This is a genomic window from Neobacillus sp. DHD-1R, from assembly GCF_057747995.1.
In genome coordinates this window covers 2,404,830-2,421,008 of the sequence record NZ_CM173232.1, presented here as the reverse complement: position 1 = coordinate 2,421,008, position 16,179 = coordinate 2,404,830, and the positions used below count along the sequence as shown (strand labels likewise).

Genomic DNA, 16,179 nt, shown 5'->3' with positions numbered 1-16,179 from the left:
TTTTATTGTGCAGGCTGGTTTATCTTAATCCTAGTTTCGACTAGAAAAAGTAGCGCGAACGTATTCGCGAGGAAAGTTAGTTTATCCGAGTGTCACACCATCCTTACCGGCAGTTACGTCCATTCATCCTGCCGAAGCAGCCTTTTAACGACCTTTCCATTCTGGCGAACGCTTCTCATTAAAGGCATAAATACCTTCGAGCCGGTCTTCTGAATTTGCACATTTATAGTAAGCTTCTAATTCTAAAACAAGTCCTGTAGTTAAGTCTGTTTCTGTTCCTTTATTAACGGCCTTCTTTAAGGCTTTTAAGGAAAGAGGGGCATTGACGGAGATCATTTCCGCTAGTTTCATTGTTTCTTCTAACAGGGATTCAGGTTCAAACACATGGTTAATGAGCCCCCATTGTTTTCCTTCCTCAGCTGTAATCCGTTTTCCGGTGAATAATATTTCCTTTGCTAACCCGATTGGTAGAATACGAGAAAGTAATTGTGTGCCCCCAATGCCAGGAATTAACCCTAGTTTTGCCTCAGGCAGTCCTAATCCAACCCGCTCTGCAGCGGTTCTAATGTCACAGCTAAGCGCAATTTCAAGTCCCCCTCCTAAGGCATAACCGTTAATTGCAGCGATCACTGGAAATGGAAATTCTCGGATACACTCTGTCACTTTTTCAAAATAATCATGCTGTTTTTTCCAGTCCTTCTGCGACATGCCATTCCGCTCTTTTAAATCCGCCCCTACACAGAAGCTTTTAACTCCGGAACCGATGATTACCAGAACACGGACGGTTTCGTCATATTTTAATTCCTCAAAGGCTTCAATTAATTCCAATGCCATTTTCGTATTCATCGCATTCATCGAATCAGGACGGTTCAAGGTTAAAACCATAACTCCTCGATGGCAGCTTTCTAATTTAATCGTTTCATAGGTTTTGACTAGCATGTATACTCATCCCCTTAACATAAAGAATTTGTTATTTTATTTGGTACAGGATACAAGCGAGAGCTTTTCCCTGCTTTTGCAACTTGACCTGGCAACTCATGTTCTAGTATTTCTTTTAACCGATGAGAGGCTTTAATTAGCTGGTCTAGATTAATCCCCGTGTGGACGCCCATTTCTTCTAACATATGCACCACATCCTCTGTGCAAACATTTCCTGTTGCTCCCGGAGCAAATGGACAGCCGCCAATTCCGCCTAAGGAAGCATCGAAAATCGTGACTTCCGCTTCTAAAGCGGCTAAGATATTGGCCAGTCCCATTCCCCTTGTATTATGAAAATGGCAGCCAAATTCAATATCCTTCCATTCATTCACGACTTGCTTCATCAATTGGTAGACTTGCTTCGGATTGGCCATTCCTGTTGTGTCTGCTAGTGTAATTCTATTTATGTTATGTAAAAGAAGTTGGTCAATGAGATTCATGATGCGTTGTGGTGGAACTGTACCTTCAAAGGGACAGCCAAATGAGGTAGCAACTGTAACGTTAAGCTGAATATCGTTATCTGATGCAAATTGAGATAAATGTTTGAAGTTTTCCAATGACTGTTCTGTCGTTTGCCGAACATTTTGTTCGTTATGGGTATTACTGGCTGAAAACACATAATTGACAGACTTTACGCCATAATGTTTTGCCAGCTCGAGCCCTTTTAAATTAGGGACGAGGGCAACAAGCTGCATCCCATTATTTTGCATGAGGTGCGAATAAAACGCTGCAGTATTGGCCATTTGCGGGACTAGTTTTGGATGAACAAAGGAGCCAAATTCAATCTCGGAAACATTTGCTCCTTGAAGTAAAGAAAAGAGCTCTACTTTCTCGTCCACCGTTAATACCTTTGACTCTAACTGAAGCCCATCCCGTAAGCCCACTTCATAAATTTTGACTTGATCAGCTAATTTCATCATATTGGGTGCCTCCATCAGAAAAAAATGGTGTTTCATTTATATAAATAGGATACTGTATCCAAAATACAATTTCAATAGTTTTTAGAATATTCATAAATTTTTATTTCTATTTTCTTTTTATCATAAAAAAACAAGGTGGCCATCGTCTCACTCGTCACCCAGTCCATTGTATTGCTTTTGAAATTGTTGTTTTCCAAGCTGGTACCAATCATTTCCCTCATGATCAATGATGACCACAGCTGGGAAGTCTTTAATCGTTAACTTATTAATGGCTTCTGTTCCTAGGTCATCGTAGGCGATGACTTCTACAGATTTAATGGTTCGGGCAATCAGCGCTCCGGAACCACCGATAGCGGCAAAATAAACAGCTTTATTTTTCTTCATTGATTCAATGACTTCATAACTGCGGTATCCTTTTCCAATCATCCCTTTTAAACCAAGATCTAATAACGCTGGAGTGTATTTATCCATTCGTCCGCTAGTGGTAGGACCTGCTGCACCAATCACATGACCAGGTTTCGCGGGAGTGGGTCCGACATAGTAAATCGTTTGCCCCTCCACATTGAAGGGTAATTTACCGCCTCGTTCCAGCGTTTCGAACATTCTTTTATGGGCAGCATCCCGGGCCGTATAAATGGTCCCGCTTAATAAAACTCGATCACCCGCTTTTAATTTAAGTAATTCTTGTTCGGATATTGGATTCGTTATGTGAATGGCTGACATGGTTGCTCCTTTCTATATTTTGACCTCTTTATGTCGACTTGCATGGCAATTCAAATTGACCGCAACTGGCAAGGCGGCAATATGGCAGGGTTCAATTTCTATTTTTACGTCAAGTGCCGTTGTATTTCCGCCCATTCCCTGCGGTCCAATCCCAAGCTCATTGATTTTTTCCATCAATTCCATTTCTAGCACCGCAATTTCCTGTCGGTCACTGCGATGTCCAATCGGACGAAATAACGACTTCTTCGCTAAATAAGCACAACGCTCAAAATTTCCGCCAATCCCTATACCAACGACTAGCGGTGGACAAGCATTCGGTCCTGCTTGAGCCACAATGCTTAGGATGTAGTCCTTGATCCCGTCCAATCCATCAGCAGGTTTCAACATTTTTAAGGCACTCATATTTTCACTGCCGCCGCCTTTAGCCGACATATGGATCACTAGCTCCTCACCCGGGACGAGCTCAATATGAATAATCGAAGGGGTGTTATAGCCCTTGCTTTTTTCTCTTAAAATCGGATGGTCAACAATAGAATGTCTTAAATACCCCTCTTCGTACCCTTTCTTGACCCCTTCATTAATGGCATCGTAAAGACTGCCTCCAGAAATGTGGCAATCTTGACCAACTTCTACGATAAAAACGGAGACTCCGGTATCCTGACACATGGGGACCCGCTCCGACCGAGCGATATCAGCATTCAGCAGCAGCTGCTCTAAAATGTCTTTCCCCGTTTCCGAGGTTTCTTTTTTCAAGGCAGATTGAAAGGCTTGAATCACATCCTGACCCAGCTCAAAATTGGCCTCTTGACACATGACGGCCACCTGTTTCACTATCTCTTCATAGAAAATCGTCCGCAAAGCCCTCTTCCCCCTTTTACACTTAAAATATCCAGACCGTTTTTTACCTGCTCCCCCCTAATTAGTTCAATAAGAACGAGGCATATCCTGTTTCTGATTATGAATGTAAATGGCCTATTTGTTCTTTCCTTACCCATTCTCTCGTATTTATTACATCTAATTTTAAAATCGCTTCTATCTCTTCTTCTCGGTTTACTAGCTTGCCTTCCGTCGTAGAGATAAACTTCTGAATTAACTCCTCTTTGCTGGCCATTTTTTCCGGATCTCCCTTTGGAAAATCGGTGGCTTTTTCAAAAAGCTTCCCGTTATTAAGAACTATTTCTACTTTCGCTCCCCATTTTTCCGGATAGGCTTCCTCATAATAGGAATCTACGATTACGAATACTTTTTTCATCAAATTCGCAATCTCAGGGTCTCGTAAGCTTTCATTCGTAAAATATAGTAACGATGCAGAGCCCTTTACAGCAGCGAGGCTGGCGCAAAATTGGCTGCTAAATTTACATGCATATACACTATCTGGGTTTGGTTTATCAGTAATATTCAGAACGGTTTGATACGTCTTAATGGTGATTCGTTCTATTTGTTGATACGAAATGGAATGTTCATTCATGATGTTGAGGATACAGTCAATTGCAGGATGTGTATGGCGGCAGGAGGCATGGATTTTAAAGCTGTTTTCTGTTATCTTCCATTCGGTACCAAGGTTTTTCGTAATTTTCGATGGGTCTGCTGTTTCAGCCATGGCTTTAAAGAACCCTCTATTTCCTTCTAAAATTTTTGTTGCCCCTGTGAAGTTCTTTTTGGCGAGAAGTGCGGCAAGTGTCCCGTTGTAGGCTGCTTTAGCGGTGTGCAGCTGTTTTGTGTTGGCTCCATCTACGATAAACTCCCACAGTCCTGCCGCTTGGCTGCCGGCATTTCCCAGGGCGTACATGGTTTGTTCCACATTTAAGTTTACTAGTTTTGCAACAGCTGCGGCGGAACCAAATGTCCCGCATGTGGCAGTATTATGCCAAAAATAATAATGAGACGGAGAAACTGCTTCGCCAATTCGGTAACAGACTTCATAGCCGACGGCCACCGCAGTAATCAATTCCTTTCCGCTTAGGTCATAAGTTTCTGCAGTGGCAACAGCTGCGGGAATGACCACTGTACCTGCATGAATAATAGAAGATTTATGAATATCGTCCAGCTCGACAATGTGGCTGGAGGCTGCATTGACCAACACAGCATTGCCAAGTGAGGATTTTCCTCCCGTAACAAGACTTGCTTGCTCATGCCCGCCCCATTCTTCCACAAGCTCTTTGATCGCTTGAATGGGTGGCAGGTCCTTCCCGGCCACGGCAGAACCATACCAATCTAGGATACAGATTTTCGTAAATTCTACTACCTGTTCAGGTAAATCTTCAAAACTGGTTCGGCATACATATTCAGCTAATGCTTTTGAAAGTGTCATTATACTTCCTCCAATTTAAGTACCGTTTTTTGGATATTGGATACGATTTATTTTAAAAAGGCCCCGCTTAGAACCTCTATAAAGGACCCTTTCCGCGCTTACAGTTACAACAGTAAGATCTCCCATAATCTCTCTTTCAAAAACCCTTCTAATTTTAGAATCCTTCCTGAAAATAATGGATATTATTTTTGTCCATCTTCTTTTAGATGTTTCACTAACATATTACCGGTTCGCGAAATATGATTGGAAACCAAGTTAGCTGCTGTCTCTTTATCTTTATTTAATACTGCATTTAAGATACTTCTATGCTCGACATTCGATGTACCCTTTTGACCTTTTAAAATGTGTGGTGTTTGCTGCGGCAGACCGTTCCATAATGTACTGATAAACGAATTTAGACGATCCCAGGAACAACGCTTAATTAATAGGCGATGAAATTCAATATTGTAGCGGATAAAGTCATCCACATCGTCGCTAGATTCCATTTGCTCTACTAAAGCAATTAATTGCTTTAGGTCTTCATCGGTTAAATTCTCCACACTTTGGTAAACAGCCATTTTTTCTAATTCCGACCGAAGAGCGTAAATTTCCTCAAGATCCCCCACTTGAATAGACTTTACCACTGCCCCTTTATGCGGTTCTAGCTTAATAAGTCCTTCCGCTTCAAGCTTTTGAAACGCTTCGCGAATCGGCATTCGGCTGACACCCATTGCATTGGCAAGATCGGATTGTTTAAGCCGTTCACCTGGTTTAAAATCACCTTTTAGTATCGCTTCGCGAATGATGTTACAAACTTTTAAATGTAAGGTATCCCTGTTTTCAATCATAAGTCCGTTTTTTTCCATTGTCTTTAGCTACCTTTCAAAATCCTATTTTGATTTAGGATACAAAATCCAAATTAAATTGTCTATAGATTCTGGTAATTTAACAAAAATATTTCTTATAGCAACCCAAGTAAATTCCACCATGTTACCGCCGTCAATAGGACAACAACACTCATCAGTGCCGTCAAGTAAATACCAGGCATTAAGAACTCCTTTTGCTGAATCCGGCCTGAACTATGAACAATGATATTCGGAGTGGCTTCTACTACAAGAATATATCCATGTAAACACGCTAATGAGGCGGTTAAACAGACAAGCACCGGATCCGCTCCGGCTTTGGTCGAAAGTCCGATAAAAATTGGGACAAGGGTGACTACCGCAGTTGATACATTAGCCACTGCTAAATGAAGAATATGGGTAATCAATAATACCGTAATGACTGCAACCACCGGTGAGTGTAGAAAATAGAGAATCCAATCCGTACTTAAACTTTCGCCAACCAGCTTGGCGGCTCCCGATTTATTAAAAGCATAACCGAGTGAAAGTGTGACTCCCATCAGCAGGACCGTATCAAAGTTGATTTTCACTAAATTGTCCCATTTTGAGCAGCCGATTCCCGGTAAGGCCATTAACACCACCCCAATCAGAGCAGGAACACTTGGATGCAGACCGTGTAAGGGCTCGGTAAACCATAGGGCAACAATGATGAACAGGATCGCTAAACACTTTTTCTCCTGGATATTTAATTTTCCTAATTCGTCTAGTTTGTTTTCAAGTTCTGCTTTTACATGTGGAAAGTGTTTTTCATCTTCTGTCAAGGGGAACTGTTTTAACAATGTAAACCATACAATCGGAATCATGATTAGCCATATGGGGAAGGTATAGGTAAACCACTGGATGTAGGTGATTTTAATTCCTACAAACTCTTTCAGTAATTCAACTGTTAAAATATTCCCAATTGCAGCTGTCATCACCGCTGTTCCGCTAACCGTACCCCCAAACGCTACTCCAAGCAGAATCATTTTCCCTAGATTTCCTTTTGCTTTTTCTCCAATGGTGTCAAGTGACATCGTCGCAATCGGAAGCATCAATGTTGCCCTGACAGCAGCTGCTGGGATAAAAAACGACTGTATTTGAGGAATGATTAGGATACTTGCGAGCAGTCCTTTGGCCGTGCCACCCCATTTTGATAAAAATAGATAGGCTATTCTTTTCGTAAGCGTCGTATCATTGACCCCCTTGGCCAGCATCATGCCCCCGATGATTAGAAATACTGCTGGTGATGCAAAACCGCTATAGATCACATCTGTTGTCACCACACCGAATACAAGCATTAAAACAAGTAAAATCACGGCCGTTAAACCAATCGGAATCGGCTCAAACGTCCAATAAAAGACACTCAACGCCAAAAATGACAGCATAATTCTGGCGGATTCTGTATAGTTTGCGGGAAGAAGGAAATAGATTGCTGCCATTAGTGCGATGCCCACGCCCAGGATGATCACTTTTTTACCTTCCACGGAAGACCCTTGTTTACGTTTTGCTTCTACATTTACTTTCACCCTCGTATTTGGGAAAGCCATAATTCTCTCCTTTAATCCTAAGAATTACATCATCACCTTAGGAACCTGACAGCTGTTCCTAAGGTGATTTGGTTAATATTGATTGGCTGTTTCTATCGGCTGGCATAGCTGAAAGAACGAGGTCAAATCCTCCACCTCTTCGAAGCGGTTGACAAGGCCCATCAGTTCTTTTTTTGCCGCTACACTGATGATATCTCGTGTGACATCGATGAACTTCTCTTTGATTTGTTCATCGCTCATTGGAGTATCAGCACTGCCGATGGCATGTTCTACAAAATGAGAGACCTGTTTGCCATTCTGTAATTTCACTTTCATATGAACTTGATCTTCCTTAATATTCTCATCAATAACGAGCGTAATTTTATCACGAAGCTTCTTGACAGACGAATCATTCACATATTCATCTGTGAATTCATAAACACCGGCTTTTAGGTTAAAAAAGCCTGCTGCCACACAATGATAAACACTGAATTTCCCTTCAAGCCCTGTGGTGATTGCCGTTTTTCCGGTCAGCTCTTTTACTAGGGGATGGGCTGTTATCACGATGGATTCTACATCTTCGGCCCGAAGGTTGTGTTCCTTTTGAATCGTAATGATCGCATCAATGGCCGGATGGGTAACAATTCCGCTTGCAAACGGTTTATAACTATTTTTCTCAATTTCCCACTTTTCGCCCCACTGTTCAGTGACGAGCTCCGCCTTATTTTCTTCAGATAACACGTTCAGAAACCCTCGCTTGGCTTCAAGCGGCTGTTTGGAGGAGGTAAATCCTTGCCCGCCAATCAATGCTGCTAAGAGTCCATTCATCGCCGCTTTTCCTGGATGATATGGCTTTGTCATGGTGCCAAACATTTCGCGTAACCCTGTCGGATCGGTTGAGGCAATCCCAAGGGCATAAATGGTATTTTCGATATCTAAGTCCATCAGCTTACTAATTGCAGCTGCTGCCCCAATTCCTCCAACACTCCCGGTAATATGCCAGCCGCGCCAATAATGAGACGGATAGACACTTAAGGCAAGCCTTGCTTCGACTTCGCAGCCAATGATAAACGCTTCAAGTACATCCTTACCTGTTTTCTTTTGGTTCTCCGCATATGCCAAAATGGCTGGCAAAACAGGGGCGGAAGGATGGAGTACCGTTTCTAATAACGTATCGTCAAAATCATAGATATGAGAAGACATTCCGTTTAAAAGGCTGGCAAACAGCATATCGACTTTTTCATTTCTTCCCAGCACAGTTGCCTGCGGCTGGCTCGCCGTCAGTTTTGCAACGTTAAGAACCATATCCATTGATTCATGGTTGGCCGCACCGATTGCTGCCCCAAGCCAGTTTAATAGACTTCGTTTCGCTTCTCTTAAAGCGTTGGGACTAAAATGTTCATAAGAGCTATTGGTAATATGTAAGGCTAGTTTTTCAGTTACCATTCATACTTCCTCCATCATTCTTCTTTTTTAAAGACGGGCAGACTGCAATAATGCTTTGGCTTTTTTATAAACCGGATAATCCACCAATTTGTTTTCTACTGCAACGGAGGCCATCCCTTGCGACTCTGCCGCCTCAAACGCCTCGACAATTTCTAAAGCATTGTCCATTTCCTTTTGACTTGGTGAGAAAATTTCATGGATCGTCTGTAATTGCTTTGGGTGTATGGCAAGCTTTGCCTTAAAACCGAGCTTTCTTGCCCTTTCTGATTCATTTCTTAAACCCGATTCATTCGCAAGATCAGGATATACAGCATCAATTGGACTGCCAATGCCCGCCGCTTTCGAGGCATTGACCACTTGCGACCGGGCATAAAGCAGTTCTGTCCCTTCATCTGTTAGTTCACAATCTACATCCAAACAGTAATCAATCGAGCCAAATACTACTTTTTTAATTAAATAATGGGCGGCTGCAATTTCATAAGCAAATTGAACCCCTCTAGCTGTTTCGATTAATGGAAGAACGACAAACGACAGAAGATCTCTTCTCTGTCTTTCTAAGCTTATAAGAGCGGATTCGCATACCATCTTCATACTAACCGCACTTTCCGCTTTCGGTACGATGACCCCAGAAGCCCCAGCCTTTATTGCTGCTTCTAAGTCCTCTCTCCAAAAATTCGTTGACACATCGTTTATCCTGACCAAAATGTCTTTACTAGGTTGATTGTTTACGAGAAAATTTTTTGCACGCTCTCTAGCTTCTTGCTTTTTAGAGATGGCAACAGAATCCTCCAGATCAAAAATGACACAATCAGCTTCGCTTGCTATAGCCTTTTCAAACATCCTGGTAGAAGTTGCAGGAACAAATAAATACGATCGTTTCATGCACATAGAATTCCTCCATTAGGATATTGGATCCATTGACTTGGAAAAGGACCGCTTACTCCATTAATAGAGTAAGCGAAATTGCCAATGCAGTTTCATCCTATCCCCTTTTTACCACCTGTTTTATTTAGGCAGCTGGTTACTTCGCTAAATATAGAGATACCTGTGGGAATATAACGACGATTATGAGCGCAAGAATCATCAATGCAAAGAATGGCAAAACCCCTCTGACAACTTCGCCTACCTTTTCCCTCGTAATTCCACTAACCACAAAGAGATTTAACCCTACCGGTGGTGAAATCATGCCCAATTCCATATTAATCGTCATAATGATGGCAAAATGGATCACATTAATATCAAATATCGCTAAAACTGGTAGTAAAATCGGCAGTGTAATTAAAATAATGGCAACTGAGTCAAGGAACATTCCCAAAATAAAGAACATAATATTGACACCAATCATGAAAATCCATTTATTGGTTGTGCTTGCCTCAATCCATGTCGCAAAATCTTGCGGTACCTGTTCTGTTGTTAGGAACATACCGAAAATCATGGCCGATGCGATGACTAGAAAAATCATCGAAGTAATGTTGATTGACTCTTTCAAGACCTCTCGAAATTTAGGAAAGGACAGTTCTTTGTAAATAAAAATAGAGACAATTAATCCATATAAACATGATACAAATGCTGCCTCAGTTGGTGTGACAGCACCAGAATAGATTCCACCGAGAATGATGACTGGAAGCAGAAAGCCCCAAAAAGCTTTTGCTGTCTTTTGCCATCTTTCTTTCATCGACTGTTTTGGTAATTTACCATAATTATGGATCCTTGCATGAATAATCGCAGATACTAATAGAATTCCCCCAAGTAAGAATCCAGGAATGATTCCCGCTGAAAAGAGTTTTCCAATTGATTCTTCAGCAACGGTTCCATAGATAATTAATGGAATTGAAGGCGGAATTAAAATCCCAAGTGTCCCTGATGCAGCCACAAGCCCCATTGCGTACCGTTTGCTATATCCTGCTTTTACCATTCCAGGAATCATAATACTTCCCACAGCAGCAGCTGTTGCAGGACTTGAACCTGAAATGGCTGCAAATATCATACAAGCGATGACAGTGATTACAGCCAGTCCTCCACGTATATGCCCTACCCAAGATTTCAATGCCTCAATTAAATAGAAGGATATCCCGCCTTTTGACATAATAATTCCAGCGAAGACAAAGCCTGGAATCGCCATTAATGTGGCTGAGTTTAATGAATTAAACATTTTCTGAATAACGGTATAAAGGGTAAAATCCGCCATCGAGAGTGCGATGATACTCGATAATCCCAAACTAACGGCGATCGGTACCCGTATTAAGCACAGGATTGCAAAAACTAAAAACAGCATTAAAACTGGATTCATGCGCCTACCCCTTTCTCATCTGAGTTTCCATCGTTCTTTTGCATCGATTCGTATAACTGTTCAATCTCACCTACAAGCTCCTTTTGATCTCCTTTCATCGCTTTGGAAGCCTTTACAAGAAAGTAAAACCCAAGGAGACCCATTCCAATTGGCAGGACTAGATATGAAATCCAAATTGGCATTCCTATATCAATCGTTTTCGTTCCTTGTTCCTTTGAAACCGCTATCAATTCTAAGGAAGAAAAAGTAAGATAGAATGAAAATCCCGCGCCGATTAAATTACTAATACTAGCTACAATTCTTTTTAGACCTTTTGGAAGCATGTCGAATAATATTTCTACTTGAATGTGTCGATTGTCTTTAAGTGCTAACCCGAAACCGATAAAAATAGACCAAGTAAGCAAAAATTCAAAGATTTCCGTAATCCAGGATGCCGGTGCATTAAGAACATACCTTGTAAAAACTCCGTACAAGCTTACAACTACTCCTCCAATAAATAGCACTCCTGCTGTTCCTTCTTCGATGTGATCAAGCCATTTAAAGAGTTTCTTCATAACCATCAACTCCTTAATCTTGTGGATTGTATCCAATCTACAACTGGACCTAATTTAAAATATACAAGAAAGTTTCGGAAAAATAAACAGAAAATTTTATTTATTTTATATCTTTTGCGTATTCACAATATTTACAGTTTTTGTTATAGTGATACTATCAACTTTTGATGAGACATCTCGACAGTAGATTGTATCCAAAATCCAAAATAATGAGGAGGCAACACATGGAACTAGAAATTAGAAAAATTGTAACCATTTCCGAAGAAACTTTTATTGAAGGTTTTAAAAAAACAGATAAGCCTGTCCGAGTAGCTGCTGCATTAGCTGTCATTAAGAACCCTTATGCTGGCAGGTATGTAGAAGATCTCCTTCCCCTCATCAAAGCCTGTTCCGAACAACTTGGTGAGCTGCTGCCAAAGAAAGCGATGGAAGCCTTAGGTGTTACAGGAGCTGAGGTAGAAGGATATGGAAAAGGAGCACTCATTGGACTCGATGGAGAAATTGAACATGGGTCTGCGATCATCCATACTCTTACCTTTGGAAATCCGTTCCGCTCGCTATGCGGTGATGCGGAAACCCTCCTCCCTTCTGCTGAGAAAAGAGGGGCTGCCGGCAGTAGTCTAGATCTGGCTATTAAGCACAAAATGGATGCGAAAATTCGCAGCCATCACATGACATTTGAAACTAGGATCCCTGATGCACCTAGAAATGACGAAATCGTCATTGCCGCAGTCGTTACAACGAGCGGACGTGCACACCCGCGAATTGGCTCTTTACATAAAGAGCTTGAAGGAGTTTTCCCTTCATGATTCAAAGAATAGGTTTTATGGGGCTTGGTAAGATGGGGTTGCCGATGGCAAAAAACCTATTAAACAATGGATATGATGTGTACGGAATGGATGTGAATGATTCCGCGATCATAGAATTCCAGAGCTGCGGCGGGAAACCAGATAAATTGTTGGATTGGATTCATAACGTACAAACGATTCTTCTCATGCTCCCCTCATCAAAGATTGTAAATCAAGTCATTGACGAAATTATTGACCACTACGTCTCAGATCAGCACCTTCATCAAGAGCCTTTAGTCATCATTGATATGAGCAGTTCCCACCCTGACGAAACAACAAAGAATTTTAAAAAACTCGAAGATAAAAACATTGAATTTTTGGACGCTCCTGTTAGCGGCGGCGTTAAGAAGGCCGTTTCTGCCGAGTTGACGATTATGATTGGCGGCAAGGAGGAAACCTTCACTAAATGTAAGCGTTTTCTAGAAGCGGTGGGTAGTAATCTCTTTCATGTTGGTCCAATTGGAAGCGGTCACCTAATAAAGGCCATTAACAACTTCCTTTCTGCCACCCATCTATTAGCTAGCTGCGAGGCTATTCAATTACTTGAGCGTTTTGAAGTTAAACCAGAGACCGCTATAAATATATTTAATAATAGTACGGGCAAAAGCGGTTCAACAGAGTATAAGTTTCCATCCTTTATCTTATCTGAAAGTTTTAATTCTGGTTTTAGTCTTGAACTGTTAAGGAAAGATTTAGAAATGGCAAAACAGCTATTTACAAATGCTGAAGCGGTGACACAACTGCCGCAGCTTATTTTTGACAGATTTGATGATGCCAGTCATGCACTTGATATGGACGCGGATCATACAGAAATTTATCAATATGTATCAAGCTATTTATTACCAAGGGGGAAATCAAATGAAAAAGATTCAGAAACTATTCGTAATAGCGGTAACTCTTCTATTAGTATTTAGTCTTGCAGCCTGTGGTTCTTCTTCGAAAGAAACAAGCGGCAGTTCCGCCGGTAAATCGAGCGACGGTGTGCAAGAGTTGACGATTAAAATCTCCCATGTTGTGGCGGAAAATACTCCAAAACAAGCCGGTGCCCTTGCGATGAAAGAGTATATAGAAAAAGAATCTGGCGGTAAGATTAAGGTTCAAGTATATCCAAACAGCCAGCTATTTGGCGATAAAGATGAATACCAGAACTTAGTAGCCAATAATGTCCAGTTTATAATTCCGGATATGTCAAAGTTAGTTGGGAATGACCCTGGCTTTAATGTTCCTGCCATGCCATTCTTATTTAAAGATGATGCAGCCGCAAACGCCTTCTGGGATGGCGAAAAAGGGCAAGAAATTTTTAAGCGTTTAGAAAAGGACGGTGTACTTGGTCTTGCCATGTGGCCGAATGGGGCTAAACACATGACAAATAATAAGAAACCAATTACGAAGCCAGAAGATTTAAAAGGCTTAAAGATTCGTACTCAAGGCGGACAGTTACTTGAAGATATTTACGGTAAACTAAATGCCGGTTCTGTTTCCATTCCATTCGCGGAACTTTACACCGCCCTTCAGCAAGGTACGGTTGATGGAGAAGAAAACACTTACAGTAACATCGAATCAAAGAAATTCGACGAAGTACAAAAGTATACAACTATAATGGGGCATACGCGAGTGGACTACGCCATATTATCTAATACAAAGTTTTGGGATAGCATGAATGATGCAACAAAAGCCATTGTCCAAAAAGGTTTGGAAGCAGGAACAAAGGTTGCTCGTGACTCAGCAAAAAAATTAAACGAAGAATCTTTGAAGAAGTTAAAAGATCGCGGTCAAACCAAGATAAACGAACTTTCACCAGCACAAATTGATGCCTTCAAAAAAGCTTTAGAACCAGTTTACCAAGAGTGGGCTAAGAAGATTGGTGAAGATATCATTAAGGATGCCGAAAGCAGAAATAAATAATTGTTAGAAAGCCCCTAATCTATGGAATTTTCGTAGATTAGGGGTTTTTATGTTCACTTTAAGAGGTAAAAATATAAAAAAAGGCTGTCAAAAGGCGTAATCGAATTACAACCTTTTGAGACAGCCTCTTTTATTTGGGACCATAATCATTTAAGATACGGAACAAGCCCTTTTCAAATGATTGCAGATCGCTTCTCCCACCTCAATGGTTGAGGATGTACCGCCAATATCCGGGGTTTTGATTCCATCATTTGTGACCTCTTCCACTGCATCCAGAAGCTTCTGACCTAATTCCAGCTCTCCGAAATGATCGAGCATCATCTTTGCTGTCCACACCTGCCCGATTGGGTTCGCAATTCCTTTTCCATAAATATCAGGTGCTGAACCATGTACAGGCTCAAACATAGATGGGTACTTTCCATTTAAATTTATGTTGGCTGCAGGCGCAATTCCGATACTTCCCATGATGGCCCCGCCGATATCCGTTAAAATATCACCAAATAAATTACTAGCTACAATCACATCAAAAATTTGCGGTCTTGTTACAAAAAAAGCAGCTAACGCATCAATATGATAGGATGCGGTTTGAATATCCGCATAGTCCGTCTTAACTTCATTAAAGACCTCATCCCAAAACGGCATGGAGTGGAAAATACCGTTTGATTTTGTCGCAGATGTGACATGGCCCCTTCTCTTTTTGGCTAATTCGAACGCATAACGCATTGCCCGTTCTGTGCCTTTTTTTGTAAAAATAGCATTTTGAATGGCGACCTCATCTTCTCCGCGGTGAATTCTTCCGCCCACTTCACTATATTCTCCCTCACTATTTTCTCTGACGACAATTAAGTCAAAGTCCTTTGGATTGACTAGCGGCGAGGTAAGTCCCTTAAAAAATTTGGCTGGACGAATATTAATCGATTGTTCAAATTCCCTGCGAATCTTAATTAATAATCCCCATAAAGAGACATGATCGGGTACAAGCTGAGGATTTCCAATCGCTCCTAAGAAAATAGCATCAAAGTTTTTTAATAGTTCCAGTCCGTCATCCGGCATCATTTTACCATGCTCGATGTAGTAATCACAGTTCCATGGGAACTCTTTATACTCAAATTTTAAGCCGCCATGTATCTCGGCCACTGTATCTAATAGTTTTGTTGCAACTGGAACCACTTCTTTTCCAATTCCATCTCCTGGTAAGACGGCAATTTCTAGTTTCTTCATATTATATACCTACTCCCTTATTTGCATTTTTATTGAAGTTCTCATACTTGGCAATTTCTTGTTCATACAAATCTAGACCATGTGCGTCATAGGCAACCAGTAGTGGGAAATCTTCTACCTCAAGCCGTCTGATTGCTTCTGGGCCTAAATCCTCATAAGCCACCACTTCAACTGCTGTTATCCTTCTGCTTAAAATAGTGGACAATCCGCCGACTGCGGCAAACGAAATGGCACCAAACTGCTTACAGGCTTGCCTTACGATATCTCGCCTAGGTCCCTTTCCAATCGTTCCTTTTACCCCATACTCATACATGGCAGACGCATATGGATCCATGCGATAGGCTGTTGTGGGGGCAACTGGTCCGATAATTTGCCCAGGTTTGGGTGGACAAGGGCCAGCATAGAAAATAATTTCACCCCTTAAATCGACTGGCAAAGGCTGATTTGCTTCAAGAAGGTCAACCATTCTTTTGTGGGCAGCATCTCTTGCCATATAAATAGTCCCCGTTAAAAGAACCTGGTCCCCAATTTGAAGTTTTTGGATATCCTCATCTGTTATCGGTGTTTTTAATCGATATTCTGCCATCTGGTCCCCTC

General features: G+C 41.4%; 16 protein-coding genes. 3 read left to right on the top strand and 13 right to left on the bottom strand.

Annotated elements, in window-relative coordinates; translation table 11 throughout:
• Positions 1-144: 144 nt before the first annotated feature.
• From AC3ANL_RS11695 to AC3ANL_RS11645, 11 genes are all read right to left on the bottom strand, one after another.
• A complete protein-coding gene (locus AC3ANL_RS11695; protein ID WP_488329378.1) occupies positions 145-939 on the bottom strand; it encodes an enoyl-CoA hydratase/isomerase family protein in 795 nt (264 codons plus the stop codon).
• A gap of 14 nt (positions 940-953) precedes the next feature.
• Positions 954-1,898 (bottom strand): hydroxymethylglutaryl-CoA lyase, encoded by a 945-nt coding sequence (locus AC3ANL_RS11690; protein WP_488329377.1) that lies wholly within the window; start codon positions 1,896-1,898, stop codon positions 954-956.
• Between the two features lie 147 nt (positions 1,899-2,045).
• Positions 2,046-2,621: a Fe-S-containing hydro-lyase gene (locus AC3ANL_RS11685; RefSeq protein ID WP_488329376.1), complete on the bottom strand. Its 576-nt coding sequence runs from the start codon at positions 2,619-2,621 to the stop codon at positions 2,046-2,048.
• Between the two features lie 12 nt (positions 2,622-2,633).
• Positions 2,634-3,479, bottom strand: a complete 846-nt coding sequence (locus AC3ANL_RS11680) for a fumarate hydratase (RefSeq protein ID WP_488329375.1) — start codon at positions 3,477-3,479, stop codon at positions 2,634-2,636.
• A 97-nt stretch (positions 3,480-3,576) separates the two neighbouring features.
• Positions 3,577-4,932: an MmgE/PrpD family protein gene (locus AC3ANL_RS11675; RefSeq protein WP_488329374.1), complete on the bottom strand. Its 1,356-nt coding sequence runs from the start codon at positions 4,930-4,932 to the stop codon at positions 3,577-3,579.
• A 182-nt stretch (positions 4,933-5,114) separates the two neighbouring features.
• The gene (locus AC3ANL_RS11670; protein WP_488329373.1) at positions 5,115-5,777 is read right to left on the bottom strand and encodes a GntR family transcriptional regulator; all 663 of its coding nucleotides are present in this window, start codon (positions 5,775-5,777) and stop codon (positions 5,115-5,117) included.
• Between the two features lie 95 nt (positions 5,778-5,872).
• The gene (locus AC3ANL_RS11665) at positions 5,873-7,339 is read right to left on the bottom strand and encodes an SLC13 family permease (RefSeq protein WP_488329372.1); all 1,467 of its coding nucleotides are present in this window, start codon (positions 7,337-7,339) and stop codon (positions 5,873-5,875) included.
• Between the two features lie 72 nt (positions 7,340-7,411).
• Entirely contained in the window at positions 7,412-8,764 is a 1,353-nt protein-coding gene (locus tag AC3ANL_RS11660) for an MmgE/PrpD family protein (protein WP_488329371.1), read from the bottom strand.
• Between the two features lie 27 nt (positions 8,765-8,791).
• Positions 8,792-9,652 carry an HpcH/HpaI aldolase/citrate lyase family protein gene (locus AC3ANL_RS11655; RefSeq protein WP_488329370.1) on the bottom strand — a complete coding sequence of 287 codons (861 nt, stop codon included), beginning with the start codon at positions 9,650-9,652 and terminating at the stop codon, positions 8,792-8,794.
• 133 nt (positions 9,653-9,785) lie between these two features.
• Positions 9,786-11,054, bottom strand: coding sequence for a TRAP transporter large permease (locus tag AC3ANL_RS11650; RefSeq protein WP_488329369.1), 1,269 nt, complete (start codon positions 11,052-11,054; stop codon positions 9,786-9,788).
• On the bottom strand, positions 11,051-11,608 hold the full coding sequence (locus tag AC3ANL_RS11645; RefSeq protein ID WP_488329368.1) for a TRAP transporter small permease: 558 nt from the start codon (positions 11,606-11,608) through the stop codon (positions 11,051-11,053). The genes AC3ANL_RS11650 and AC3ANL_RS11645 overlap by 4 nt, the downstream gene beginning before the upstream one ends.
• A gap of 224 nt (positions 11,609-11,832) precedes the next feature.
• On the opposite strand from AC3ANL_RS11645, the gene AC3ANL_RS11640 reads away from it, so the two are divergent.
• Genes AC3ANL_RS11640 through AC3ANL_RS11630 form a run of 3 tightly spaced genes read left to right on the top strand, consistent with a single transcriptional unit; the run spans position 11,833 to position 14,361 of the window.
• On the top strand, positions 11,833-12,417 hold the full coding sequence (locus AC3ANL_RS11640) for an amino acid synthesis family protein (protein ID WP_488329367.1): 585 nt from the start codon (positions 11,833-11,835) through the stop codon (positions 12,415-12,417).
• Positions 12,414-13,370: an NAD(P)-dependent oxidoreductase gene (locus AC3ANL_RS11635; RefSeq protein WP_488329366.1), complete on the top strand. Its 957-nt coding sequence runs from the start codon at positions 12,414-12,416 to the stop codon at positions 13,368-13,370. The genes AC3ANL_RS11640 and AC3ANL_RS11635 overlap by 4 nt, the downstream gene beginning before the upstream one ends.
• A complete protein-coding gene (locus tag AC3ANL_RS11630; protein WP_488329365.1) occupies positions 13,315-14,361 on the top strand; it encodes a DctP family TRAP transporter solute-binding subunit in 1,047 nt (348 codons plus the stop codon). Before AC3ANL_RS11635 ends, AC3ANL_RS11630 begins: the two co-directional genes overlap by 56 nt.
• Positions 14,362-14,511: 150 nt before the next feature.
• On the opposite strand, the gene AC3ANL_RS11625 is transcribed toward AC3ANL_RS11630, so the two are convergent.
• Both AC3ANL_RS11625 and AC3ANL_RS11620 read right to left on the bottom strand, forming a co-directional pair.
• On the bottom strand, positions 14,512-15,582 hold the full coding sequence (locus AC3ANL_RS11625; protein WP_488329364.1) for a tartrate dehydrogenase: 1,071 nt from the start codon (positions 15,580-15,582) through the stop codon (positions 14,512-14,514).
• Between the two features lies 1 nt (position 15,583).
• On the bottom strand, positions 15,584-16,168 hold the full coding sequence (locus AC3ANL_RS11620; RefSeq protein WP_488329363.1) for a FumA C-terminus/TtdB family hydratase beta subunit: 585 nt from the start codon (positions 16,166-16,168) through the stop codon (positions 15,584-15,586).
• Between the last annotated feature and the right edge of the window lie 11 nt (positions 16,169-16,179).

Coding starts and splice junctions, on each gene's coding strand:
- AC3ANL_RS11695 (WP_488329378.1), bottom strand. CDS start 939: ATGCTAGTCAAAACCTATGAAACGATTAAATTAGAAAGCTGCCATCGA.
- AC3ANL_RS11690 (WP_488329377.1), bottom strand. CDS start 1,898: ATGATGAAATTAGCTGATCAAGTCAAAATTTATGAAGTGGGCTTACGG.
- AC3ANL_RS11685 (WP_488329376.1), bottom strand. CDS start 2,621: ATGTCAGCCATTCACATAACGAATCCAATATCCGAACAAGAATTACTT.
- AC3ANL_RS11675 (WP_488329374.1), bottom strand. CDS start 4,932: ATGACACTTTCAAAAGCATTAGCTGAATATGTATGCCGAACCAGTTTT.
- AC3ANL_RS11670 (WP_488329373.1), bottom strand. CDS start 5,777: ATGGAAAAAAACGGACTTATGATTGAAAACAGGGATACCTTACATTTA.
- AC3ANL_RS11665 (WP_488329372.1), bottom strand. CDS start 7,339: ATGGCTTTCCCAAATACGAGGGTGAAAGTAAATGTAGAAGCAAAACGT.
- AC3ANL_RS11660 (WP_488329371.1), bottom strand. CDS start 8,764: ATGGTAACTGAAAAACTAGCCTTACATATTACCAATAGCTCTTATGAA.
- AC3ANL_RS11655 (WP_488329370.1), bottom strand. CDS start 9,652: ATGTGCATGAAACGATCGTATTTATTTGTTCCTGCAACTTCTACCAGG.
- AC3ANL_RS11650 (WP_488329369.1), bottom strand. CDS start 11,054: ATGAATCCAGTTTTAATGCTGTTTTTAGTTTTTGCAATCCTGTGCTTA.
- AC3ANL_RS11645 (WP_488329368.1), bottom strand. CDS start 11,608: ATGAAGAAACTCTTTAAATGGCTTGATCACATCGAAGAAGGAACAGCA.
- AC3ANL_RS11640 (WP_488329367.1), top strand. CDS start 11,833: ATGGAACTAGAAATTAGAAAAATTGTAACCATTTCCGAAGAAACTTTT.
- AC3ANL_RS11635 (WP_488329366.1), top strand. CDS start 12,414: ATGATTCAAAGAATAGGTTTTATGGGGCTTGGTAAGATGGGGTTGCCG.
- AC3ANL_RS11630 (WP_488329365.1), top strand. CDS start 13,315: ATGAAAAAGATTCAGAAACTATTCGTAATAGCGGTAACTCTTCTATTA.
- AC3ANL_RS11625 (WP_488329364.1), bottom strand. CDS start 15,582: ATGAAGAAACTAGAAATTGCCGTCTTACCAGGAGATGGAATTGGAAAA.
- AC3ANL_RS11620 (WP_488329363.1), bottom strand. CDS start 16,168: ATGGCAGAATATCGATTAAAAACACCGATAACAGATGAGGATATCCAA.